Below are 23895 nucleotides of genomic sequence, written 5' to 3' on the forward strand. Positions count from 1 at the left end.
TCGAAGGTTACGGAGGAGAAATGGAAAGTTCGGATTATTTCTTGTTTTGAATGGTCAGACGTTCAACGTTAATGAAGAGTTAAATGGAGGATTTTATTAATGAAGTTTGTTATGTTCCTTGTAGGATTACTCGTTGTATTTGTACTCGGTTTTCTTATAAGTGCCGATCGAAAGAAGATTAAGTATAAACCAATCGCAATTATGCTTATTATTCAGCTAGCATTATCTTATTTCTTATTAAATACGCAAGTTGGTTATATTTTAGTAAAAGGAATTTCAGATGGATTTGGCGCACTTCTTGGATATGCGGAAGCTGGAATCGTTTTCGTATTTGGTGGTCTTGTTAATAAAGGAGAGGTTTCATTCTTCTTAACAGCGCTATTACCAATCGTATTCTTTGCGGTTTTAATCGGAATTCTGCAACACTTTAAAATTTTACCGATATTTATTCGTGCTATTGGTACGTTGTTAAGTAAAGTAAATGGTCTAGGAAAACTAGAATCATATAATGCAGTAGCAGCTGCCATTGTTGGACAAGCAGAAGTATTTATTACAGTAAAAGATCAATTAAGTAAAATCCCAAAACATCGTTTATATACATTATGTGCATCTTCTATGTCGACAGTGTCGATGTCAATCGTTGGTTCTTATATGAAAATGATCGAACCGAAATATGTAGTAACAGCACTTGTATTAAATTTATTTAGTGGTTTCATTATCATTCATATTATTAACCCGTACGATATTACAGAAGAAGAAGATACACTGAAATTAGAAAATAAGAAAAAACAATCATTCTTTGAAATGCTAAGCGAGTACATTATGCTTGGTTTCACGATTGCGATTACAGTAGCAGCTATGTTACTTGGTTTCGTAGCATTAATTACAGCAATTAATAGCTTGTTTGATTCAATGTTCGGTATTACATTCCAAGCTATTTTAGGATATATTTTCTCACCATTAGCATTCGTAATGGGTATCCCGCAAGCTGAGATGGTAACAGCGGGACAAATTATGGCAACAAAATTAGTATCAAACGAGTTTGTTGCGATGCTTGATCTTGGAAAAGTAGCTGGTGATTTATCGGCTCGTACAGTTGGTATCCTTTCTGTATTCCTTGTATCATTTGCGAACTTCTCATCTATCGGAATTATCGCAGGTGCAACGAAAGGTATCGATGAAAATCAATCAAATGTTGTATCATCATTTGGTCTACGCCTTGTGTACGGTGCGACATTAGTAAGTATTCTATCAGCGATTATCGTTGGTGTTATGTTATAAAAAAAGATGGTCCTAGCTCATAGCTAGGGCTATTTTTATGGTAAATTTGCATGAAAAAACCAATTAATTAGGAATATATTAACATATAAAAATCTTTTAAAATTTATATTGCATTTCGTCTAGATAACGCTTACAATTTGATTTGTAGGTGGTATCAATTTCAGACTTTCAATTATGGTAGGAGAGAAGAAGCTACCTTTTATAAATTGCAATTTATGTAAACGCTTACTGATTTTAGATGACAGTTGAATAGTTTTAGGGGTTTTAAATTTTTTTAACAACAATGGTCAGACGTCATTCGTTATACGTTATACGACCAATAACTCGTGGGAGAAGTGGAGGATTCACATATGAAGTTCGTAATGTTTCTAGTCGGTTTACTTGTAGTGTTTGTACTAGGTTTCCTTATCAGTTCAGATCGTAAGAAAATTAAATATAAACCAATTGCACTTATGCTTGTCATTCAATTGGTACTTGCGTATTTCTTACTAAATACAAAGGTCGGATTCGTATTAGTAAAAGGAATCGCAGATGGATTTGGCGCTATTTTAAAATTTGCGGAAGCTGGGGTTAATTTCGTATTTGGTGGTCTAGCAAACGATGGACAAGCACCATTCTTCTTAACAGTATTATTACCGATTATTTTCTTAGCAGTATTAATCGGGATTCTGCAACATATTAAAGTTTTACCGATTATCATTCGTGCAGTCGGTTTCCTATTAAGTAAAGTTAACGGTTTAGGAAAACTAGAATCATATAATGCGGTAGCAGCTGCAATCGTTGGTCAAGGGGAAGTATTCATTACAGTAAAAGATCAACTAAGCAAATTACCGAAAAATCGTTTATACACACTTTGTGCATCTTCAATGTCTACAGTATCGATGTCAATCGTCGGTTCTTATATGAAAATGATTGATCCAAAATATGTAGTAACAGCACTAGTATTAAACTTATTCAGTGGATTCATTATCGTTCATATCATTAATCCATATGAAGTAAAAGAAGAAGACGATATTTTAGAATTACAAGAAGACAAGAAACAAACATTCTTTGAAATGTTAGGCGAATATATTATGCTTGGTTTCTCAATCGCTGTAACAGTAGCGGCGATGTTAATCGGTTTCGTAGCATTAATTACAGCAATTAACGGTGTATTCGATTCAATTTTCGGAATCACGTTCCAAAGCATTTTAGGATATATCTTCTCACCATTAGCATTCGTAATGGGTATTCCAACATCAGAGATGCTACAAGCAGGACAAATTATGGCAACAAAATTAGTAACGAACGAATTCGTTGCAATGCTTGACCTTGGTAAAGTAGCTGGTGATTTATCAGCTCGTACAGTAGGTATTTTATCTATCTTCCTTGTATCATTTGCGAACTTCTCATCTATCGGAATTATCGCAGGTGCAACGAAGAGTATCGATGGCAAACAAGCAAACGTTGTATCATCATTCGGTTTAAAACTTGTATACGGTGCAACGTTAGTAAGTATATTATCAGCGATTATCGTTGGGGTTATGCTTTAATAAATTAAGAAAAGCAATGAGCGTAGGCTCATTGCTTTTTTGTTTAACTTGCTTTATCCAAGTCTCTTTTAAAACGTGGTTTCTCTAAATAAGTTCCTAGTCTCCACGCATATTCCACTGGCCCCATTCGGTATTTTTGGAGCCAATAGGTGCTAACGAATAATTGAATCGTATAAATTCCGATGGTTAAAAGAATACCAAAGAAATAGCCAATTTTCCCGTATAAGCCAAATCCATATGCGTAAAAAATGGTTGTTGCGATAATAGATTGCGCTAAGTAATTACTAACGGACATTTTCCCCATGTTCGCCATGTATGTTAGTAGACGGGTTGCTTTTTTGTAATGGAATAATAAAATGATTGTGCTTCCGTAAAAGAAGGTCATAGTTACTGGTGTAAGGCCATCTTGTAGCATAATTAAAAGCGGGTGCTTTACGAACATAGCTAAGATTTTAATTGTAAAAGAGAAGAGACCGGTGGCAAACCATATTTTTTTGACAGCAGGTATATGTTTACTGACCTCAAATAGCCAGCCTTTTTTCCCTACATACATTCCGAGTAGGAACAGTGGAGACATAAAAATTATTGCGAAAACTGATATGAAAAATAATCCGAATGCACCGTTAATTCCCATGTAATCAAAAGGATTTTCAGTCAATCTAAAGTTGACGTGATCCATATAGCTTCCAGTTTGATGGACTTTATGTTCTTTTTCAGTATAAGGTGCAAAATCATCTGTATTTGTAGATGGATCAGTTTGATAAGACATAAGTGTAATAAGTGCGAGTAGAATAATCGCCCAAATGAGCAAAGTTTTCGGTTTTCGATTGATGAACATCATTAAGAAAATCCCGATTATTCCGTATGCAAATAAAATATCGCCCTCCCAAACAAAAGTGCCGTGAATGTAGCCTAGTAGTAAAAGAATGATAATACGTCTTATGTATGTGGGGAAGAATTTTTTTCCTTTTGCGATAATACTTTTTTGTAACAAAATAATGCTAAGCCCAAATAGAAAAGAAAATAGGGATATAAAGTTATGTGTGCCGAAGAATTGAATAAACCAATTAGCGCCTTTATCAAGATCGCCGAATAGATAAGTTGGTTTTTCACTGGTGAAGAACCCGAATTGAATTAATGTCATATTGACTAGTAAAATGCCAAACAAAGCGAAACCACGAATTGCATCAACAGCTTCTACACGTTGATTCATTTTTCCTCTCCTCGTATATTCGTTTTTATATTGAAAATAATACCATTTTATAGCTGGCACTATGTCAAATATGAGGAAATTTAAGGTGATTTTAAGATAGAGAGCAAACAAAAAAATCACCTTAATACATGTATTAAGGTGATTGAAATATTATTCAGCTGGAGGCGTAAATGTACGTTTCTCTAATTCAGAATCTAGCATAAACAGTGCGTTTGAATCGCTTGTAATACGTTTTAATTTTTGAATGATGTTATCGAATGAAGCTTCTTCTTCAACTTGTTCGTCAACGAACCATTTTAAGAATGTAATTGTTGCATGTTCACGCTCGTCCCAAGCGATATCAGATAAGTTGTAAATACGTTTCGTTACTTCACGCTCGTGCTCAAGTGCGACTTCAAAAGCGTTTAATACAGATTCGTATTCGTTATTCGGGTTATCAAATCCAGTAATAATAGCGCGCTCTCCGCGGTCATTAATATAGTTGTAAAGCTTCATTGCATGGAAACGTTCTTCTTCAGCTTGTACAAGGAAAAAGTTAGCGAATCCATCATAGCTCTCAGCTGTACAGTAAGCAGCCATTGCCATATAAGCATGGGCAGAGTAAAATTCAAAGTTCATTTGTTCATTTAATGCGTCGTGCAATTTTTTTGATAACATAAAATCCCCCTTAGTATTGTGACAAGAATATTATACCATAATTGATAATATTCTCATTTAGATACTTCGAACCTTTTCGAAAGCTTTGTGACGTGTGCATCCATAATGTCTTGTAAGTCTAAATCATATTTTTGCGAAAGAATAATAAGGTTAGATAGTACATCGCCAAGTTCTTCTTTTAGTTCTTGTTTTAGCTCTTCTTCTGTTTTCGCATCTTCATCAGGGCGATCGCGGCCAATTTCAATAGCACGAACGACTCGTGAAACTTCCCCAACTTCCTCGGTTAAGAAATTTAAGCGAATAAAGGCATTATACTGTGACCAGCTTCGTTTTTCGTAAAATTCCTCAACCCATCTTTGAAATGCAACGATATCCATTTCTTCCTCATCTCCTCAATATGTTGTACAATGTTCATTGTATCATAACAATATATAGTTTCGGGGTGTAGGGATGAGAAAGATTTGTGTGTTTGCAGGTTCTAATTTAGGGGAGAGACCAGAATTTAAAGAGCAGGCAATTCAGTTAGGTAAAATGTTTGTTGAGAACGACTATGAGCTCGTATACGGTGGTTCATGTGTCGGATTAATGGGAGAAGTAGCAAACGAAGTTCTTCGTTTAGGTGGACGTGTAACAGGTGTTATGCCGCGCGGTCTATTCCGAGGAGAAATTGTGCATACAGGATTAACAGAATTAATTGAAGTAGAGACGATGCACGAACGTAAAGCTAAAATGGCAGAGCTTGCAGATGCTTTTATTGCGCTTCCAGGCGGATACGGAACGTTTGAAGAACTATTTGAAGTTGTATGTTGGTCACAAATTGGTATACATAATAAGCCGGTTGGTTTATTAAACATAAAAGGTTTTTATGGACCAATTTTGCAAATGGTTGAACGTGCAGCAGAAGAAGGATTTATGAATCCATCAAATAAAGAATTGATCGTTTCAGCAGAGACAGCAGATAAACTAATTCATGCAATCCAAAATTATGAGCGTCCTGTTTTGGGAACGAAGTGGAAGCAACTATCATAGCAAATACGGAAACACATGTCGTTTTAATTTAAGACGGCATGTGTTTTTAATTTGGTTAAATATGTTAATGTTTAGATGTAATGTTTTTGGAAAAGGAGAAAGAGATGGAGGAGTTTGTGTATTTAAGACCGGTTTTTAAAAGTATTTTAGCAGCGTCTATTCTTGTTATGCTAATTGTTTTGAGACAGAAGAAAGAGTTGATTAATGAATTTTCGCTTTGGTTTATCTCGGTATTGTGTATCGGTGTTTCCGCGATAACGTTGTTTATGTCCGGATTCATCGTTGATGAGTATAATCTAGGTGGAGATCCACAATCGTTTTGTATGTTTATTGCGATTGGTTGTATTAGTGGTCTGAATTTCATTATTTATTACAGAAGGCAATAAAAAGAGGCATTCCGTATTACTTTGGAATGCCTTTATTATTTTGATTGCTTTGTTTTTTATACAGGTACCAGCCACCCCAGCCGCCACCAATTGCTACGACAACGAGGAAAGCATAGTCCTTAACCTCGACACGTATATTGAAAATATTAGCTATAAGTAAGAGAATCCCAACTGTTATTAACGCAAAAAATGCTCTAATTAAGTAGTCTTTCAACTGAACCACTCCCGTCATTTAAGTAGTAAATGATGAATTTGGAAAAGCTAAAGGGTGTTTCCTATATTTTAACATAGATGAGATTGTAATATATTGATAAAAGTAGGGGAGAGGGGTGTGTTAATATTGTCGTGATTTGTCGATAAGTCGATATAATTGAAAAATCGCTGATATATTGGAGGGAATCGCCGATATAATTGGAAAATCGCTGATATGTTGGGGGGAATCGCCGATATATTGGAAAAATCGCTGATATAAATTTCATGTACCAGCATGCGCGATCAATCTATAGAAAAAAGCGACTCTGAACGAGCCGCTTCCGCTTTTAATTATTATTGATTCAAGAACGCACGTAGCATCCAAGCGTGTTTTTCTAGTTCTGTGTAGATGCCTAGTAGTAGGTCAGATGTCATTTCATCGTCAGAGTCTTGAGCGATTTCCATGCCTTTTTTCAGTTCGACTAGCATCATTTCGTAGTCTTTCATGATTGCTTCGACCATCCCTTCTGCAGTTTCTCCGTATGCTGCTTCTTGAATAGAAGATAGTTCTAAGTATTCTTTCATTGTTGCTACTGGTTTGCCGCCAATTGCTAAAATACGTTCTGCAATTTCATCGATGTGAGTAGCTGATTCTGTGTAAAGTTCTTCGAATTTCTCGTGTAATGTGAAGAATTGAGGTCCTTTTACGTACCAATGGAAGTTGTGAAGTTTTGTGAATAAAACGCTCCAGTCTGCTACTTGTTTGTTTAATACTTCGATTACTTGTTTGTTCATTATGTTCAATCTCCTTTTGAGTTGTTATGTGATATCAATTACTAATTTATAATTATTATAATCTAGTAATCTGTATAAATCAACCCTTTTGCTGGAATTAATTTGAACAAATTATGAACTGTTGTAAATAAAAGGCCCTATTACGGTGAAGTAATAGGGCCTTTGTTTGTTAAACAGCCTTTTGTTTTTCTTCTACATCTTGCCCATCCCAACACTCTGTATTCTTTAAGCCAGGGATAGAGTTTGCAACGAAGACAGGATCTTTTCCTTGTTTCTTTTGCTTCAAATAGTCTACTAATGCAGCGTAAGCAAATTTGCTAAGGAATGAGATGGCAATTAAGTTTGTGAATACCATTAGTCCCATGAATAAATCAGCTAAACTCCAAACTGTTTTAAGAGCAGCGATTGATCCGAAGAATACCATTCCGACAACTGCAACACGATAAATCATTAACCATGTTTTACTTTCTTTAATGAATGCGATATTTGTTTCACCATAATAGTAGTTTCCTAGAAGTGAACTGAAAGCGAATAGGAAAATAATAATCGCTAAGAAAGTGCTTGCCCACGGTCCAATTTGTGAACTTAATGCGTTTTGTGTTAATTCGATACCTTCTAAATTTGATCCTTTGTAAAGTCCAGAACATAATACGATAAATGCTGTTGATGTACATACTAAGAATGTATCTACGAAAACGCCTAACGCTTGAACAAGCCCTTGTTTTACAGGGTGAGATACATCAGATGTTGCGGCTGCATTAGGAGAACTACCCATTCCTGCTTCTGTAGCGAATAAACCGCGCTGAATTCCGAACTTGATTGCTGCTCCAATACCACCAGCGATGGCTTGGTCTAAACCGAATGCACCGTTAAAGATTTCCATGAAAATGCTTGGTAACATACTGAAGTTGTTAATAACGACAAAAATAGCCACGCCGATATAAACGATTGCCATTGGCGGAACAATCATTTCTGTAATACGTGAAATGCTCTTAATGCCACCAAAAATAATAACTGCAACTAATAAGGCTAATAGAGCTCCTACGATTGTTCGCTCTAGTCCAAAAGCATTTTCAAACGCTATTGTTACTGTATTTGCTTGCACTGAATTGAAAATTAATCCATACGCAACTGTAATAAGAAGTGAAAACCAGACGCCCATCCAGCGTTTGTTTAACCCTTTTTCCATGTAATATGCTGGTCCACCACGGAACCTACTGCCATCTTTTACTTTATAAATTTGCGCAAGTGTACATTCTACAAAACTAGTAGCTGCTCCGATAATTGCGATAAACCACATCCAAAATATTGCGCCAGGTCCACCCATTGAAATTGCTAATGCTACACCAGCTAAGTTTCCGATACCGATACGTGCTGCTGCACTTAAGCAAAATGCTTGGAATGGTGAGATGCTATCTTTCTTTTTTTCTTTTCGATTAAACCCTTTACTAATTAAGCTGACCATCTCACTGAAATGAGTAATTTGGACAAATTTTAATTTAAAAGAGAAGTAAAGACCGAAGCCGATTAGCATTGCAATAAGAATATATGACCATAAAATATTATTCGTTACCTCAAGGAATCTGCTAAAGATATCAACCATATAATACACTTCCTTTTTTTCGTAATAAGAAAATTATATGCAAAAAATATACGAGAATCAATTTTTCTAAAAAATTATGTTACTTAAAACTTTTTTATGTTATGATTATGTTACATCGTAATATTTTTAGAATTATTTACATTTTAAAAAACTAAATTTAAAGCGAGAAGGTGGGGATAATTTGAAAGAAGATTCTTTATGGAAAGTAAGCCTTCAGAGTTTGAAAATGAGAAGTAATATATTTTTTATCATTACATCTTTAAGTATCTTTTTAGGGTCCACTTATTATTACAATAAAAGATTTCCAAATCACAAATATCCTGAGTGGTTAGAATTTCTAAAGTTGATTGGATGAATAAAAGACAGAAAAACAGAAAATTAAAATAAACAAGTTATGGAGGAGCTAAAAATGAATATTAGAGAAAGTGAACTTCCGGGTATTGGTTATAAGTTTCAAATCGTTACGAAAGGTAATGAAAAGATGGTAATTGTCATTCATGATGATGGTCGTAGAGAAATGTATCATTTTGATTCAGACCATGAAGAAAGCATCTCAAGTATTTCACTACGTGACTCAGAGGCAAGACAAATCGCTGCAATATTAGGTGGAATGGTATATAAGCCTAGGGCGTTAGAAAATGTTGAGATGGTTTTTGAAGGTTTAGCGATTGAGTGGTTCAAGGTGGAGAATACAGCTCCAGCAATCGGAAAAACAATTGGCGATCTTGAAATAAGAAAAACATATAGCGTAACAATAATCGCGGTTATGAAGAAGAACATGAAGAAGCTATTTAATCCAGGACCAGAAACAGTAATTGAAGAAGGAGATATGCTTGTAGTTTCAGGTGAGAGAGAAGAAATTAAAAAAATCATTAATGAATTACTTTCAAATAGGGGGGACTGATTAGATGGATACGTTAATTTTTGAAGTTGGTACAGCTTTAGTTTTAGTGGCAATTGCAGCAGTAATTGCTGGAAAATTTAAATTCTCAGTAATTCCTTTTCTAATCGTTCTTGGAATGTTAGTAGGACCGCATGCACCGACAATAGGTGTTATCGATCTCAAATTTATTGAAAGTGCAAGTGTAATTTCTTTCCTTGGACGGATTGGGGTTCTATTCCTTCTATTCTATCTAGGATTAGAATTTTCAATGAAAAAACTAATTAAATCTGGACGCTCTATTGCGATTGGCGGAACGATTTATATTTTAATTAACTTTTCACTTGGTTTGTTATACGGATTTATAATGGGATTCCCATTATTAGAAATCTTAATTATTGCGGGTATTATTACGATTTCTTCTAGCGCTATCGTTGCTAAAGTGTTAGTGGACTTAAGAAGAACTGGTAATAATGAAACCGAATTAATTTTAGGAATTATTATGTTTGAAGATATATTCCTTGCTGTATATTTATCAGTTGTTTCTGGTTTAGTACTTGGGGATCACGCTTCCTTCTTAGGTGCCCTTACTTCAATTGGAATTGCTTTAGGATATATGCTTCTATTCTTTATAGTAGCTAGAAAGGCTACGCCGTTATTAAATAAATTGCTCAATATTAGCTCAGATGAAATCTTTATTATTGTAGTATTTGCTTCTTTATTCTTCATTGCTGGTTTTTCAGAAACAATTCACGTTGCAGAAGCAATTGGAGCACTTCTTCTAGGATTAGTTTTCTCTGAGACAGAGCATAGTGACCGAATTGAACATCTTGTTGTTCCATTTAGAGACTTTTTCGGAGCTATTTTCTTCTTCAGCTTCGGGTTAAGTATTGATCCGTTCTCATTAGGCGGAGCGATATGGTTAACGTTAGGTGCTGTCCTTCTTACAATAATCGGAAACTTTGTAGCAGGAATGATTGCAGGAAGACAAGCAGGATTATCTCATAAAGCATCAACAAATATAGGATTAACCATCGTTTCAAGAGGAGAGTTCTCCATCATTATGGCTAATATCGGTATCGCCGGTGGTTTAATGTCAGTATTGAAACCATTTTCAGCACTATACGTGCTTATACTATCCATTTTAGGCCCACTTCTGACAAAGGAGTCGAAGAATGTATATAAATTCTTAAATAAAATCTTTAAGTGGGATACGAAGACTAACTAAATTAAAAAAATAAAAGTACAAGATATTTCCTGCTTGTACTTTTATTTTGGTGATGAAAACAGTAAAGAGAGGTACATGATGTTAGGAGAGTTGATTCATTCGGTTTTAGTTTTTTTAGAAGGACTTGGTTATTGGGGAATTATGCTTGGATTAATGCTAGAGGTTATTCCAAGTGAAATCGTATTGTCTTATGCAGGCTATTTAGTATCAACAGGAAGCATTACATTTTGGGGCGCTGTCGCGTTCGGTACAATTGGTGGTGTAATTGCATAACTATTCATTTATTGGATTGGTCGATATGGAGGAAGACCTGTTCTTGAGCGATATGGAAAATATATTTTAATTCAGAAGAAACATATTGATTATGCTGAAGATTGGTTTAATCGTTATGGAACTGGCGTTATCTTTACCGCACGTTTTATTCCGGTTGTGCGTCATGCTATTTCGATACCAGCGGGTATTGCGAAAATGTCACATGCTAAGTTTATTACGCTAACTACATTAGCTGTTATTCCGTGGTCAATTGTGTTTGTATATTTAGGTTTTAAATTAGGAACAGAGTGGGAAAGTATTAATAAAGTTGCGGGGCCATATGTGAAATACTTTGCACTTGTTGCTATTGTTAGTGCAATTGGTTATTTTGTATTAAAAAAAATGATGAAAAAAAAGTGATTACAGAAAAGGAATCTATGTCGACGTAGATTCCTTTTTTATTGGCATTTTTTGAAGGATGAAAGAATACGTTTAATATTTACTATATTGTGGCATACATATAGAAAAAGGGTGCTTGGAAAGGGGAATAAAGAGAAATGGAACTCCAGTTTCAAAATGTATATCAACAGGTAGAGAATTGGTATGTGTTGGATTCGGAGCTTCCTTGGGATGTCAAAAAGCTGAGAGAGGATTTGTGTTCTCTTATTGAAGTATGTAAAACACCCGTTATTTTTTGTGATACGTGTGATGCAAATGATGTACTTCTATCATTAGGGGAAGAGGAAGAAGAGTTCCTATTCCCAGTAGGTGGTTTTTATCATAAAGAAAAGCAATTAATTTTCGTTTGTATGTGGGAAGAGTATGAGCAAGTTCTCAAAACGCTACTGCATGAATTTCGCCATGCGATGCAGCATAAGAGAGATATATTGTATGTGGAAAGTGAACGGTACGAAGAGCGATGGATTGAAAAAGATGCGAGGAAGTTCGCGGAGAGGAAATTGGATGAATATAAGAGTAGAAAGTTAATGTAAAGCATAGTGGAGAAATAGCGCTGTGCTTCCTTTTTACCTATTAAAAATAAGTATTTGACTTTTATTAAGTTTAGTTCTAAACTAATGATATGAAACGAGCGAGGTGATGAAATGAAAACAGAAGATAGACTAGGGCTACTATTATGGTTTCGTTTGTCACGCTTTTATAATAAGAGTATTCGTGAGACGAACCAGCATTTGAAAAGATGGAATGTATCTGCCGCCCAGTTTGATGTGTTAGCTCAAGTGGGAGGACATAATCGTTTAACGCAGCAAGAACTTGGAAATAAGCTATTTGTTACGAAAGGAAATGTAACGCAGCTTTTAAATAAAATGGAGCAGCTTGAGTGGATTTTGCGTGAACAAGAGGGTACTACGAAATATATTTCTTTAACAGAAAAGGGAAGAGCTTTATATGAGGAAATCGTCCCACCTCAAGAAACGTTCCAAGCAGAGAAGTTTCATAATTTAAATATAGAGGAACAAAAGCAATTATTAACACTACTAAAAAAGTTACAGTAAGAAAAAATTTTGAAATAAATCTCGAATTCGAGATAGTATGAGGTGAAGGATATGTTTAGAAAAGTTGATCATAAAAATATGGGCAGAGCAAATCATGGTTGGTTAAATACACATTTTCATTTTTCTTTTGCCAATTACTATAATCCAAATAACATGAACTTCGGAGCGTTACGTGTTATTAATGATGATCTAGTAGCGGCGCAAACTGGTTTTGATATGCATCCACATCGTGATATGGAGATTATTTCTTACGTTGTAGATGGTGCTTTAACACATGAAGACAGCATGGGAAATCGTGGAACGATTGAGCGTGGACATGTTCAATATATGAGTGCTGGCACGGGTGTATTTCATAGCGAGCATAATTTAGGCGATAAAACGCTGCGTTTATTACAAATTTGGATTTTACCAGACCGTGCAGATCATAAACCAAACTATGGTGAGTTTAAATTTGATTGGAGCAAGCGTGAAAATGAATGGTTCCATATGGTATCTTCAGTAGAAGGAAATGCACCAATTCAAATTCACCAAGATGCGAATTTATATTCCTTATCATTAGAGGCTGGAAAAGAAATTCATTTTCCAGTGAAAGAAGGCCGTCAATTGTACCTTGTACAAATTGAAGGAAGCAGTGTAATCAATGGTGAAAATCTTGTTATGCGTGATGCAGCAGAAGCGGTAGAAGAAGATATTCATATTGAAGCAAAAGAGCAATCTCATTATTTAGCAATTGAATTGAAAAAACAATAAAAGGTTTATAGAAAAGAGGACATCTGATAGATGTCCTCTTTTTTTGATTGGAATTGTCTGAAAAATGTTTCTCAAAATTTTGGTAGAGGTATCGGCTGGGAAAATAAGAATTGTATAAAAGTGTCAAAAATCTTTATGGGAATGGGGAATGTTATAGTGAAAAAGCAAGTCATTTCATCAGCATTAGCGTTAACTGTTATCGCAGGGGGATTTGGAGCGTTTGGGGCAACGACAACGAAAGCGGAAGAACAAAAAATTCAATATCATCAAGAATTTAAAACACCTGCATACATAGGTGAAGAATGGAAAGCACCGGAAGGACTAGATAAAAAAGAGACAGTCTTTCAATACTTAGAGAGTAAGAAAGATATGTTTAAATTAGCAGGAAATATTGAAAAGCATTTTAATATCGTTGGGGAAGAAAAAGACGCTGAATCTGATACGACACATGTGAAGCTAGTTGAAAAACATAATAACATTCCTGTGTACGGTTCTGATCAAACTGTTACACTTGATAAAGAGAATAATGTAAAAGCATTCTTCGGACAAGTTATTCCGAATTTAGATGATAAAAATATTCCTGCAGCTGCAAGCATTACTGCGGAACAAGCAGAAACGATTGCAAAGGCAGATATTGAGAAAGAAATTGGTAAAGTAAAGAGTTATGACGGTGTGAAAAAAGATTTATTTGTATATGAAAAGGACGGTAATTACTACCTTGCATACTTAGTTAAGGCATCGATTTCAAAACCAGCTCCAGGATATTGGCATTATTTTGTTGATGCAACGAATGGAAATGTTATTGAGAAATATAACGCTGTAGATAACATTACTGGATTTGGTTACGGAGTATTAGGTGCTAGACAATCATTTGAAATTGCTCAAGATACGAAAACAGGACAATTCAACTTGTTTGATGGTAAACGAGGACAAGGTGTTCATACATTTGATGCAGAAAATATGGACGAGAACTGGTTTAATTTATTCTCACAATGGCTTGGATATACAGGAGAAGAAGTTGAAAGTAAATCTAAGTTCTTCGAAGATAAAGCTGCAGTTGATGCGCATGTAAATGCAGGAAAAGTATATGATTACTACAAAAAGACATTTAATCGTGACTCTTTCGATGATAAAGGTGCGAAGCTTATTTCAACTGTTCACGTAGGTACAGCTTGGAATAACGCAGCTTGGAATGGTGTGCAAATGATGTACGGTGATGGCGATGGAAAAACATTCATTCCATTATCTGCTGGACTTGATGTTATCGGTCACGAATTAACGCATGCTGTAACTGAACATACAGCAAACCTTGTTTACAAAAATGAGTCAGGGGCGTTAAATGAATCGTTATCTGATATTATGGGTGTTATGGTTGAGAAGAAGAGCTGGGATTTAGGTGCTGATATTTATACACCTGATAAACCTGGTGATGCGCTTCGTTCATTAAAAGATCCAGCGTCTATTCCAAACCCATTAAAACCAAGTGAAGGTTACCCAGATCACTATAGTAAACGTTATACTGGAACAGCTGATAATGGCGGCGTTCATATTAACAGTAGTATTAATAATAAAGCTGCTTATTTAGTTTCTGAAGGCGGAGATCATTACGGCGTGAAAGTAACTGGAGTGGGCCGTGAAGCGACAGAAAAAATTTACTACCGTGCGCTTACGAAATATTTAACTGCAAACTCTGACTTCAAAATGATGCGTCAAGCGGCACTTCAGTCAGCTGAAGATTTATACGGTAAAAACTCTAAAGCTGTACAAGCTGTAACGAAAGCTTATGATGCAGTAGGTGTAAAATAATAAGAGAAAAGACCTGACATCCTAGTCAGGTCTTTTCTTTATCCCGCTATCCGCAAATGATGAAATTTCCACTTTATTTAGTCGCGAATACCTAATGCGATTTTCGCCATACGTGACATACGTTCTTTCGACCACGGTGGATTCCAAACGACATTTACTTCTATTTCATTAACTTCAGGTACGTTTGTTGATAATACTTTTTTAACGTCTGATACGATTTGCCCAGCCATTGGACAACCGATAGAAGTCATAGTCATCGTAATGACAGCATTATTATTTTCATCTGCTGTAACGTCATACACTAATCCAAGATTAACGATATCAACACCTAGTTCAGGGTCAATAACAGCTTCTAAATTGGCAAGTAATTTATTTTCAAATGCTTCTTGTGACATAAGCAGCCCCTCCTACACTTTAATGATATCGATTCTCATTATAACGGAAATGAGCATAATGTGCAGGAAATGAGCTCAAAAAAATATCCCTCTTTCAAAGAAGGGATATTTTTGAACATCTATTCTGTTTTAAAATGAGATACGAGTTGATCTAACTCTTCAACTGTTTGTTTCATTTTTCTAGCAGTTACTGTCATTTCATTCATAACAATAACTTTCTGTTCAGCAGATTGCGCCGTTGCGGCAGTTTCGCTGGATACTTCAGTAGAGATAGAAGCGATGTTATTAAGTGAAGCATTCATTTCTTCAGCACTTGCAGCCATTTCTTCAGCAGTTGCTGATATATCTTGCATTTGAGTAGATACTTTATTTACTTGTTCCACAATTGTTGTGAAAGAAGTACCAGCTTCACGAATAACATTGATACCTTCAAATGCTTCAGAACGGCCTTGAGACATCATAGAGCTAGCAGTTTCTGTATCATTTTGAATTTGATGTAGTAATTGATTAATGTCTGTTGCAGCTGTTTTAGATTGTTCAGCAAGTTTTCGAACTTCGTCAGCTACGACAGCAAATCCTTTTCCGTGCTCGCCAGCACGAGCTGCCTCAATAGAAGCATTTAAAGCAAGTAAGTTTGTTTGCTCAGCAATATTAGAAATAGATTGTACAGCAGTATCAATATATTTCGTATGAGTGATTAGACGTTCAACCACTTCTGACGTAGCATTTACAGCTTCGTGTATTGTTGTCATTTGTGAAACAGATTTTTGGATAACGGTACTTCCATCGCTAGCATGTTCAGATGTGGCAACAGCAAGTTCCGCTACAGATGAAGCAGATTCAGCGATACGCTGAACACTTACTGCCATATCGTCCATTGCAGTTGAACTTTCTTCCATACTAGAAGTTTGTGATTGAATACTTGCATTTAAGTTGGACATCGAGCTTTGGACTCTTAATGTCGCCTCACGTGATGTATTCGTTTTTTCCAGCATATTTTCAGAAGCGGTTTGTACTTCCACTGATGTTTTTTGAACACGATTAATGATATGTTGTAGGTTTTCTAACATTTTATTAAATGATGTTGCGATAGCACCTATTTCATCGTTGCTATTTACTTGTAGACGTGCCGTTAAGTCACCTTCTTCAGAGGCTAATTCTTTTAGTTTTGTATCAATTTGTTGAATTGGTTTCACAAGTTTACCAGAGAACCACCATGCAAGAATAATTGCAACGACAATACAAATAACAAGTGATAGAAAGACTGCATATTCAATTCCTAGTGAAGATTGATCAATTTGTTCAATAGATTGTTCACGTAATTTAGCTTGTTCATTACTGTAATTTGTGAAGTCACCAATTACTTTATAGACCGTTCCGTTTTCTGAAGAAGCTACTTGTAAAGCTTCTTCCCATTTTTGTTCTTTTGCAAGAGTGAATACTTTTTCTTCAACGAACTTTCTCCAAGTAGACCCTAATTCCATTGTACTTTTTACGGATGAAGAAAGATTTGGATTAGAAAGAAGTTTATCTTTTGAATCCTCAAGACGTTTACTCATCTCATTAAACTTGTCTAATTCGACTTGATCATGTTGTAGTAAATAACCTCTTAAAGCAGATAGCTGTACTTGATAAGCGTCTCCACGTTCTTTCAATTCTGTTGCCAGTGGAGAAATTTCTTTTTGTAATGTTTCAGCTTTACGAGATTGGTCAATAGCAAAAAATAAAATAAAAGCTAAGGCGATGCCAAATAAAGCGCAAATCGTTCCCATCATGAAGATAAGTTTTTTTCTGATACTTACAAAATTCATATAATTAAAAGCCTCCTTTGTGAAATCTTAGTATTAGAATTAATAAATGTAAAAAATTGAAAGAAAGCTTTACTCCAGTTGGAATAAAGCTTTCTTATTTCCTTTAGGAATTATAGCAGACGGAATGAGAGATAGAAAGAGATATTTTAAAGTGAAAAAGGAGAACCTGTAAAACTTTCTTTCCTATACCTTTGAGCTCGTGTCATTTTCACTTTAAGCGTTTGTTTTGAAATGAGAGACGAGAACTTCAAGTTCTTGTACGATTGTTTTCATTTCAGATGATTTGTTAGCCACGATACTCATTTTGTTTACTTGATCACCAGCTGAATGTGCTGTTTGTGATGTTTCTGCAGCAACTTCATTTGAAATAGAGGCGATATTATTTAAAGCTGCGTTCATTTCTTCAGAGCTTGCAGCCATCTCTTCAGCAGTTGCAGACATTTCTTGCATTTGCGTAGAGACTTTGTTAATGTGGTTAACAATTTCTGAGAATGAAGATCCGGCAGTACGAATAACAGTAATTCCTTCAGAAGCTTCTGCTTGACCTTGTGTCATCATGTCATTTGCTATTTTAGTATCGGCTTGAATTTGATGCAGTAAATGGTTAATGTCAGTTGCGGCTAGTTGAGATTGTTCAGCAAGTTTTCGAACTTCATCAGCAACAACAGCGAATCCTTTTCCATGTTCACCAGCACGAGCTGCTTCAATAGAAGCATTTAAAGCGAGTAAATTTGTTTGCTCGGCGATATTCGAAATAGATTGAAGTGCAGTATCGATATGATTTGTATGTGTAATGAGTCGCTCAACTACTTGTGATGTAGCGTTAACAGCTTCGTTAATTGTGTGCATTTGTGTAATAGATTTCTCAATGACTTTATTCCCATCATCTGCTTTTTCTGAAGTTGTGACAGCTAAACTAGTAACAGAAGAGGCGGACTCAGCGATACGCTGAACACTTGTTGCCATGTCATCCATTGCAGTTGAACTTTCTTCAATGCTAGAAACTTGTGAACGAATATTGTGTTCAAGAGCATTCATAGTTTCTTGGGTCCTTGCGGTATTTTCCATAGAAGCAGTCGTTTCGATAAATACATTTTCGGAAGCTTCTTTTACACTTGTTGATGTTTGTTGAACTTGTTTTATTATATGCTGTAAGTTAGTGAGCATTTGATTAAAGGAATTTGCAATGTCACCTATTTCATCTTTACTTGTTACGTGTAATCTAGCCGTTAAATCTCCATCTTGAGAAGCTAATTCTTTTAACTTCTCATCAATTTGTCGAATTGGTTTAACGAGTTTACCAGAGAACCACCATGCTAATAAAATAGACGTTAATGTACATGTAATGAGTGAGAAGAAAATAATATATTGAATAAGTGATGAAGAAGACTCGACGTCAGCAATTAATGCGTCACGTTTCTCATTCTCTTCATTTGTATATTTATTAAAACGATCTAAAAGATCATTTACATAATCTGTTTGTGCTAAAGCAATTTTGGATGCTTCGTCCCATTTTCCTTCACGAGCAAGAGGTAGTACCTCATTATCTATGACGCTACGCCATTTTCCCCCCATTAAAATAGCTTCTTTCATTCCTTCTGGGAGCTTCTTGTCACTTGTTACTTTCTCTCTAGTATCAGCTAATTTTTTCCCTTCTCGGTTGAACTTATCTAATCCTTTTTGATCATGTGATAGTAAATATTCTTGTAAACCAGCAACTTGTGCTTGGAACCAATCGCCACGTTCTTTTAAAATCGTCGCTCTTTTTGATACATCATTTTTTAACGTTTCGATTTCACTTGCTTGATTCATGGCGAATGAAAGAATAACTATAAGAGCAATGCTAAATAAAGAAGAAATGCTTAAGAGTGTGAACAGTAGTTTTTTTCGAATACTAACATATTTCATCGTTACCCCTACCCTCATTTAAACTGTTTATTATGATTTATGGATATTTAAAACGAAATTAATAAAAACATTATTATGAAGTTATTAATCTGTTCAATAAAAATTATAGCAGATAATGGAAGGAGTCAGATTGGTATTAGAAAAAGTTCTTAAAATGTATACATTTGCATATCATAAAATTCATAAATAAATATTAGAAATGCTATTGAAATTTGAAATGACATCATGTATACTTCTAATTAGTTGATAACGATTATCAGTATCAACTAAAACATTACTCTTCGTTATGTTGGTCATACCCCTTTTTGACGACGTAAGTCAGAGACGAAATGTTGAAATATCTTGTGTCCTATTCTACAGAATTATGGTAATCTCCAACCTCAACTTATATGCGTGAGCATGCAAAAAGGATCCTATCCGTGAAGGGATCCTTTTTTGCATGCTGTCGTAATTATTGTATATAGACCAGGGATACGTTCTTCGATTCCTTCCGGTGCAGTAGAAGGGAAGAGCCATCTTTGATGAGGTCCGTGTTCTTCAACTAGTTTTTCAATTTTAAAATGTTCTTCCGCGAGTGTTGTAATAATTTCTCCTAACGTCCAGCGACGGATGGTTGTTTTAGGTAGCGATTCTTTCTGTGCTTCTGTAAGAAGGATGCTATAAGCAACATCATCTTCAATTAATTCTTCATCGAAATAATTTCCACTTGCTCGAAATGATGGATGGTCTACTCCTAATAGCTTTGTGTATATTGGATGGTAATCGCGAAGGATAAGTATTCCACCGGGCTTTAGTAGTTGAGAGATTGTTATAAAAAGTGGCTTTAAATCTAGAAAGTAATGAAGTACACCAAGTTCCAGTAATACGATATCAAATGATTTGGAGAGATTTACATCTAGTACATCAGAAACGATGTAATGAATAGAGACGCCTGCGGCTTCCGCAAGTTCATTTGCATATTTTGCATTACTTGCTGAAATATCAACAACTGTTACGTCAGCTCCTAAAAGAGCGAGTGCGACAGCTTTATTTCCTTTTGAGCCGAGTAAATTAATAATACATTTTCCTTTTGGAGATTGTATGTAAGGTAAATAATGTGCTACTTCGCGCGTGGGATCTTTCATGATTTTTTTCGCATAATCAGCTGGTGCCCCGTGGTGATTCGTCCAAGCTTCATAAGCAGCTGTATTCCAGCTTTTTTCATTTATAGTGCTTAGTTGTTTTTGGTTCAATGTTATCACTCCTTTTGTGAACGTATAGTTATTCGGCAGAGGGATGGGATTTCCTTTTCTTTCTGAATAAAAGTTTGATTTTTCTGTTATTAAGTCGTACAATACTTTTTATACGTAAAAGCGTTGAAAAGGAAAAGTAGGATGAACACATTCTTTCCAGAGAGCTTCGGTAGCTGAGAAGAAGCAAGAATATTCATTTGAACAATGGTCTTTGAGCTTCGTCCTGAACTTATCAAATGATAATAGTAGGTGGCGACGAGAGTTGGTACTCGTTATCAAAACCACAGTATAAGAGCATATAGCTCCGTACTTGTTAAGGCTAATTATGTGAGTAATTGGCGAAATAAGGTGGTACCGCGACTGTTTATACAGCCCCGCCCTTATCTTTTTTAAGATAAGGGCGGGGCTTTTTATATTTAAAAGGAGGAATGTAAGATGAGTATTTTTATTGGAGGCGCTTGGCCGTATGCAAATGGTTCGTTACACCTTGGCCATATTGCGAGTTTGTTACCTGGAGATATTTTAGCGCGTTATTACAGGGCAAAAGGTGAGAATGTGCTGTATGTTTCAGGGAGTGATTGTAATGGAACACCGATTGCAATTAGAGCAAAACAAGAAGGTGTGACAGCGAAAGAAATTGCTGATAAGTATCATGAAGAGTTCCAGCGATGTTTTCGTAGCCTTGGTTTTACTTATGATTGCTATACACGTACAGATAGTGAGCACCATCATGAAACGGTTCAAAATGTTTTTTTACGTTTATTAGAAGAAGGACATATTTATAAAAAAACAGTGGAACAAGCGTATTGTGAAACGTGTACGCAGTTTTTACCGGATCGTTATGTAGAAGGAATATGTCCACATTGCCATGAAGCAGCAAGAGGAGATCAATGCGATGCTTGTTCTGCTATTTTAGATCCTCTCGATTTGTTAGAAAAGAAATGTAAATTATGTGGTAGTACGCCATCTGTAGAGGAAACAGAGCATTTCTATTTTGCGTTGCATACATTTCAGCAGAAAATTAAAAAAGTTGTAGAAATCGCAAAAGAAAAAGGAACATGGCGTGATAATGCAATTCAATTAACAGAAAGATATGTAAAAGAAGGGTTACAAGATAGGGCAGTATCAAGAGATTTACCAATTGGGGTACCAATTCCAGTAGAAGGGTATGAAGATAAGAAAATTTACGTATGGATTGAAGCAGTGACAGGCTATTATTCAGCGAGTAAACATTGGGTTGAAGAAACAGGGAAAGATGATCAAGAGTTTTGGGCTAGCGAAGCGAAAACATATTATGTGCACGGAAAGGATAATATTCCGTTTCATTCCGTCATTTGGCCAGCGGTATTACTTGGAATAGGGGAGGAAGCAATCCCGCGTCATATCGTTTCGAATGAATATTTAACAGTTGAAAAAAGAAAATTATCTACAAGTAAAAACTGGGCAGTATGGGTGCCTGACATATTAGAACGCTATGATCCAGATTCTATTCGTTACTTTTTAACCGTCAACGCACCAGAAAATCGCGATACTGATTTTTCATGGCGGGAATTTATTTACAGTCATAATAGTGAATTATTAGGTGCATACGGGAACTTTGTGAACCGGACATTAAAGTTTATTGAAAAATATTATGGTGGTATCGTGCCGAAAGGAAGTATTGAAGTAGAGCTGAAAGATAAAGTAGAAGGATTATATAAGCGTGTAGGAGAGGCGATTGAGCAAACTAAATTTAAGGTGGCGTTAGAGACAGTATTTGATACAGTACGTTTTGCAAATAAATATTTTGATGAAAAGCAGCCTTGGAAACAAAGAGAAGATGATCCAGTTTCATGTGAAGAAACGATTTATAACTGTGTGTATCTTATCGCTAATTTTGCCCATCTCCTTGAGCCATTTTTACCATTTTCAAGTGAAAGAGTTAGAAGCACATTGTCGATTGTGAAACGAAATTGGGAACCGCAAAATACGTTGCCAAGTAGAATTGATAGCGTACAGCCATTATTTGAGCGAATCGATGTAAAACAAATTGAGCATGAGATAGAGAAGCTGTATGGAGCGGTAAAATGAGATAGAGAAAAAGACCTTTCAAGTAAATGAAAGGTCTTTTGTTATGCAGTATGGTTCTCTTTCTTATCTTTCAAAAAGAAAAGTACAGCAAGGATTACAAGAATAATAGCTGCAATATCATACGTTATTTTAAATGTAGTATTAAAGTTTAAGTACTCTACGAAAGGAGTTTTCACTGCTCCTGCATATATACAAACGGGAACGAGAAGTAAATCGTAAGATTTCTTTTCTTTCATATATCTTATTAGGAAGAAGATACACATAATAGCAAAAAATATGATGCTTAAAATAGTCATTTATACCTCCAGATAAATTTACTTATTTTAATTGCAGTTATATCTTTTATATAAATTCTGTATTTTTTCAAGCGCTATGCACGCGATTGTGTTTCCTTTCTTTCCTAGCCGTAAGCAGCTGAGGAGTGAAAATCCCAACCAATATAAAAATAATACCAATCCACTGCATGAACGTTACGACTTCATGTACAAGTGTAATAGAAGCGATAATAGCAGTTGGTAATTCAGCTGCACCTAATATCGTACTAAGCCCTGTTCCAACCTTTGGTACACCGATTGAAAAACAAATGACAGGTACAACAACGCCGAATAATCCGAGGAAGAAAGCATATTTCCATAGACCGGCTTGCAAAGCACCGTCTGTTAAAAAGGTTGGCGGAAAGAATAGGCATACGATAAGAGTAGCACTTGTTGTCATAAGAAAGCTTTTTGTATAAGGCGGAACATCTGTAGCGACGCGTCCGCTTGCAAAAACATAGAATGAAAAAGAGACAGCAGCTAATAGCCCAAAGATAATCCCTTTCGTAGAAAAACTTTGTCCGAGGCCTTCAAATACACCACCTGCAAACAATGTACCAGCAAATAAAATAAGGATAGATATGATCTTATCGCGACTTGGAAATGTTCGATTTGCAATGGCTTCGATAATGACACCAATCCAAGTGAACTGAAAGAGTAGGACGACAGCGATAGATGCGGGTAGTTCTTCTACAGAAATAGCATAAAAAATCCCAGTCATACTCATTGTTGTTCCGACGGTTAGTAATGAAAAAAATTGTTTTTTTGTTACTTTATGACGTGAAAAGAAAAGAACGAGTAGAAATAGTCCAATCCATCCGAAGACATATTGTCCCCCTAGTAGTTGATGTGCTGAAAATCCATTTATGAATCCGAGTTTGAAAATAGTTGAAAGTATGCCGTAGCTGCAAGCACCGAATAAAACGAGCAATGAATATTTAAACTTTTCCATAAAAAAATCCTCCTTTTAAGTAATAAAAAACGCCCGCTATCCAAATAAGGATAACGGGCGAACGAAACAGAGTAAGACACTCTACAAAATTCCGC

General features: G+C 35.6%; 23 protein-coding genes, 1 pseudogene and 1 other annotated feature. Of the genes and pseudogenes, 12 read left to right on the forward strand and 12 right to left on the reverse strand.

Features of this window, described 5'->3' with window-relative positions; translation table 11 throughout:
- Positions 1-99 precede the first annotated feature (99 nt).
- On the forward strand, positions 100-1281 hold the full coding sequence (locus HMPREF1014_RS22765) for a NupC/NupG family nucleoside CNT transporter (protein ID WP_000673839.1): 1182 nt from the start codon (positions 100-102) through the stop codon (positions 1279-1281).
- Positions 1282-1631: 350 nt separating this feature from the next.
- On the forward strand, positions 1632-2813 hold the full coding sequence (locus HMPREF1014_RS22770) for a NupC/NupG family nucleoside CNT transporter (RefSeq protein WP_000673874.1): 1182 nt from the start codon (positions 1632-1634) through the stop codon (positions 2811-2813).
- A gap of 43 nt (positions 2814-2856) precedes the next feature.
- On the opposite strand, the gene HMPREF1014_RS22775 is transcribed toward HMPREF1014_RS22770, so the two are convergent.
- From HMPREF1014_RS22775 to HMPREF1014_RS22785, 3 genes are all read right to left on the reverse strand, one after another.
- Positions 2857-4026: a DUF418 domain-containing protein gene (locus tag HMPREF1014_RS22775; protein ID WP_001076358.1), complete on the reverse strand. Its 1170-nt coding sequence runs from the start codon at positions 4024-4026 to the stop codon at positions 2857-2859.
- 150 nt (positions 4027-4176) lie between these two features.
- On the reverse strand, positions 4177-4683 hold the full coding sequence (locus HMPREF1014_RS22780) for a ferritin (RefSeq protein WP_000949402.1): 507 nt from the start codon (positions 4681-4683) through the stop codon (positions 4177-4179).
- A gap of 53 nt (positions 4684-4736) precedes the next feature.
- Positions 4737-5060, reverse strand: coding sequence for a MazG nucleotide pyrophosphohydrolase domain-containing protein (locus HMPREF1014_RS22785; protein WP_000355749.1), 324 nt, complete (start codon positions 5058-5060; stop codon positions 4737-4739).
- A 73-nt stretch (positions 5061-5133) separates the two neighbouring features.
- On the opposite strand from HMPREF1014_RS22785, the gene HMPREF1014_RS22790 reads away from it, so the two are divergent.
- Both HMPREF1014_RS22790 and HMPREF1014_RS22795 read left to right on the forward strand, forming a co-directional pair.
- Positions 5134-5712, forward strand: a complete 579-nt coding sequence (locus HMPREF1014_RS22790; RefSeq protein ID WP_001225751.1) for an LOG family protein — start codon at positions 5134-5136, stop codon at positions 5710-5712.
- Between the two features lie 104 nt (positions 5713-5816).
- Entirely contained in the window at positions 5817-6098 is a 282-nt protein-coding gene (locus tag HMPREF1014_RS22795) for a hypothetical protein (RefSeq protein WP_000390910.1), read from the forward strand.
- Positions 6099-6114: 16 nt separating this feature from the next.
- On the opposite strand, the gene HMPREF1014_RS22800 is transcribed toward HMPREF1014_RS22795, so the two are convergent.
- From HMPREF1014_RS22800 to HMPREF1014_RS22810, 3 genes are all read right to left on the reverse strand, one after another.
- Positions 6115-6312: a hypothetical protein gene (locus tag HMPREF1014_RS22800; protein ID WP_000656313.1), complete on the reverse strand. Its 198-nt coding sequence runs from the start codon at positions 6310-6312 to the stop codon at positions 6115-6117.
- A 332-nt stretch (positions 6313-6644) separates the two neighbouring features.
- Complete coding sequence (locus HMPREF1014_RS22805) at positions 6645-7085, reverse strand: Dps family protein (protein ID WP_001041895.1); 441 nt, start codon at positions 7083-7085, stop codon at positions 6645-6647.
- Positions 7086-7254: 169 nt separating this feature from the next.
- Entirely contained in the window at positions 7255-8688 is a 1434-nt protein-coding gene (locus HMPREF1014_RS22810) for an alanine/glycine:cation symporter family protein (RefSeq protein WP_000227591.1), read from the reverse strand.
- Between the two features lie 409 nt (positions 8689-9097).
- On the opposite strand from HMPREF1014_RS22810, the gene HMPREF1014_RS22820 reads away from it, so the two are divergent.
- The 7 genes and pseudogenes from HMPREF1014_RS22820 (at position 9098) to HMPREF1014_RS22850 (ending at position 15118) form a co-directional block, all read left to right on the forward strand.
- Positions 9098-9592: a cation:proton antiporter regulatory subunit gene (locus HMPREF1014_RS22820; protein ID WP_001026075.1), complete on the forward strand. Its 495-nt coding sequence runs from the start codon at positions 9098-9100 to the stop codon at positions 9590-9592.
- Positions 9593-9596: 4 nt separating this feature from the next.
- Complete coding sequence (locus HMPREF1014_RS22825; RefSeq protein WP_000380223.1) at positions 9597-10796, forward strand: cation:proton antiporter; 1200 nt, start codon at positions 9597-9599, stop codon at positions 10794-10796.
- Positions 10797-10874: 78 nt separating this feature from the next.
- Positions 10875-11468 (forward strand): annotated as a pseudogene (uptA, locus tag HMPREF1014_RS22830) (undecaprenyl phosphate transporter UptA).
- A 137-nt stretch (positions 11469-11605) separates the two neighbouring features.
- A complete protein-coding gene (locus HMPREF1014_RS22835; RefSeq protein WP_000422796.1) occupies positions 11606-12040 on the forward strand; it encodes a DUF3920 family protein in 435 nt (144 codons plus the stop codon).
- Between the two features lie 111 nt (positions 12041-12151).
- Complete coding sequence (locus HMPREF1014_RS22840) at positions 12152-12562, forward strand: MarR family winged helix-turn-helix transcriptional regulator (protein ID WP_000845487.1); 411 nt, start codon at positions 12152-12154, stop codon at positions 12560-12562.
- A gap of 51 nt (positions 12563-12613) precedes the next feature.
- Complete coding sequence (locus HMPREF1014_RS22845; protein WP_000488931.1) at positions 12614-13312, forward strand: pirin family protein; 699 nt, start codon at positions 12614-12616, stop codon at positions 13310-13312.
- A gap of 156 nt (positions 13313-13468) precedes the next feature.
- Positions 13469-15118, forward strand: a complete 1650-nt coding sequence (locus HMPREF1014_RS22850; RefSeq protein WP_043308787.1) for a M4 family metallopeptidase — start codon at positions 13469-13471, stop codon at positions 15116-15118.
- 77 nt (positions 15119-15195) lie between these two features.
- Here the strand turns inward: HMPREF1014_RS22850 and HMPREF1014_RS22855 are convergent, their stop codons facing one another.
- The 4 genes from HMPREF1014_RS22855 to HMPREF1014_RS22870 form a co-directional block, all read right to left on the reverse strand.
- Positions 15196-15513 carry a metal-sulfur cluster assembly factor gene (locus tag HMPREF1014_RS22855; protein ID WP_000076422.1) on the reverse strand — a complete coding sequence of 106 codons (318 nt, stop codon included), beginning with the start codon at positions 15511-15513 and terminating at the stop codon, positions 15196-15198.
- A 119-nt stretch (positions 15514-15632) separates the two neighbouring features.
- Positions 15633-17324, reverse strand: coding sequence for a methyl-accepting chemotaxis protein (locus tag HMPREF1014_RS22860; protein WP_001012188.1), 1692 nt, complete (start codon positions 17322-17324; stop codon positions 15633-15635).
- A gap of 213 nt (positions 17325-17537) precedes the next feature.
- Positions 17538-19232 carry a methyl-accepting chemotaxis protein gene (locus HMPREF1014_RS22865; RefSeq protein ID WP_000878438.1) on the reverse strand — a complete coding sequence of 565 codons (1695 nt, stop codon included), beginning with the start codon at positions 19230-19232 and terminating at the stop codon, positions 17538-17540.
- Between the two features lie 413 nt (positions 19233-19645).
- Positions 19646-20464 (reverse strand): class I SAM-dependent methyltransferase, encoded by an 819-nt coding sequence (locus HMPREF1014_RS22870; protein ID WP_001072240.1) that lies wholly within the window; start codon positions 20462-20464, stop codon positions 19646-19648.
- 114 nt (positions 20465-20578) lie between these two features.
- Positions 20579-20849, forward strand: a binding site (T-box leader).
- Positions 20850-20899: 50 nt separating this feature from the next.
- Between HMPREF1014_RS22870 and metG the strand changes: the two genes are divergently transcribed.
- Positions 20900-22534 (forward strand): methionine--tRNA ligase, encoded by a 1635-nt coding sequence (gene metG, locus HMPREF1014_RS22875; protein WP_000021557.1) that lies wholly within the window; start codon positions 20900-20902, stop codon positions 22532-22534.
- A gap of 41 nt (positions 22535-22575) precedes the next feature.
- Here metG and HMPREF1014_RS22880 read toward each other — a convergent pair whose 3' ends face one another.
- Together HMPREF1014_RS22880 and HMPREF1014_RS22885 are read right to left on the reverse strand one after the other, a co-directional pair.
- Complete coding sequence (locus HMPREF1014_RS22880; protein ID WP_000154125.1) at positions 22576-22830, reverse strand: hypothetical protein; 255 nt, start codon at positions 22828-22830, stop codon at positions 22576-22578.
- 67 nt (positions 22831-22897) lie between these two features.
- Positions 22898-23800 (reverse strand): EamA family transporter, encoded by a 903-nt coding sequence (locus HMPREF1014_RS22885; RefSeq protein ID WP_000410486.1) that lies wholly within the window; start codon positions 23798-23800, stop codon positions 22898-22900.
- Positions 23801-23895: the final 95 nt, after the last annotated feature.

This window comes from Bacillus sp. 7_6_55CFAA_CT2 (assembly GCF_000238655.1).
Lineage (GTDB): Bacteria > Bacillota > Bacilli > Bacillales > Bacillaceae_G > Bacillus_A > Bacillus_A cereus.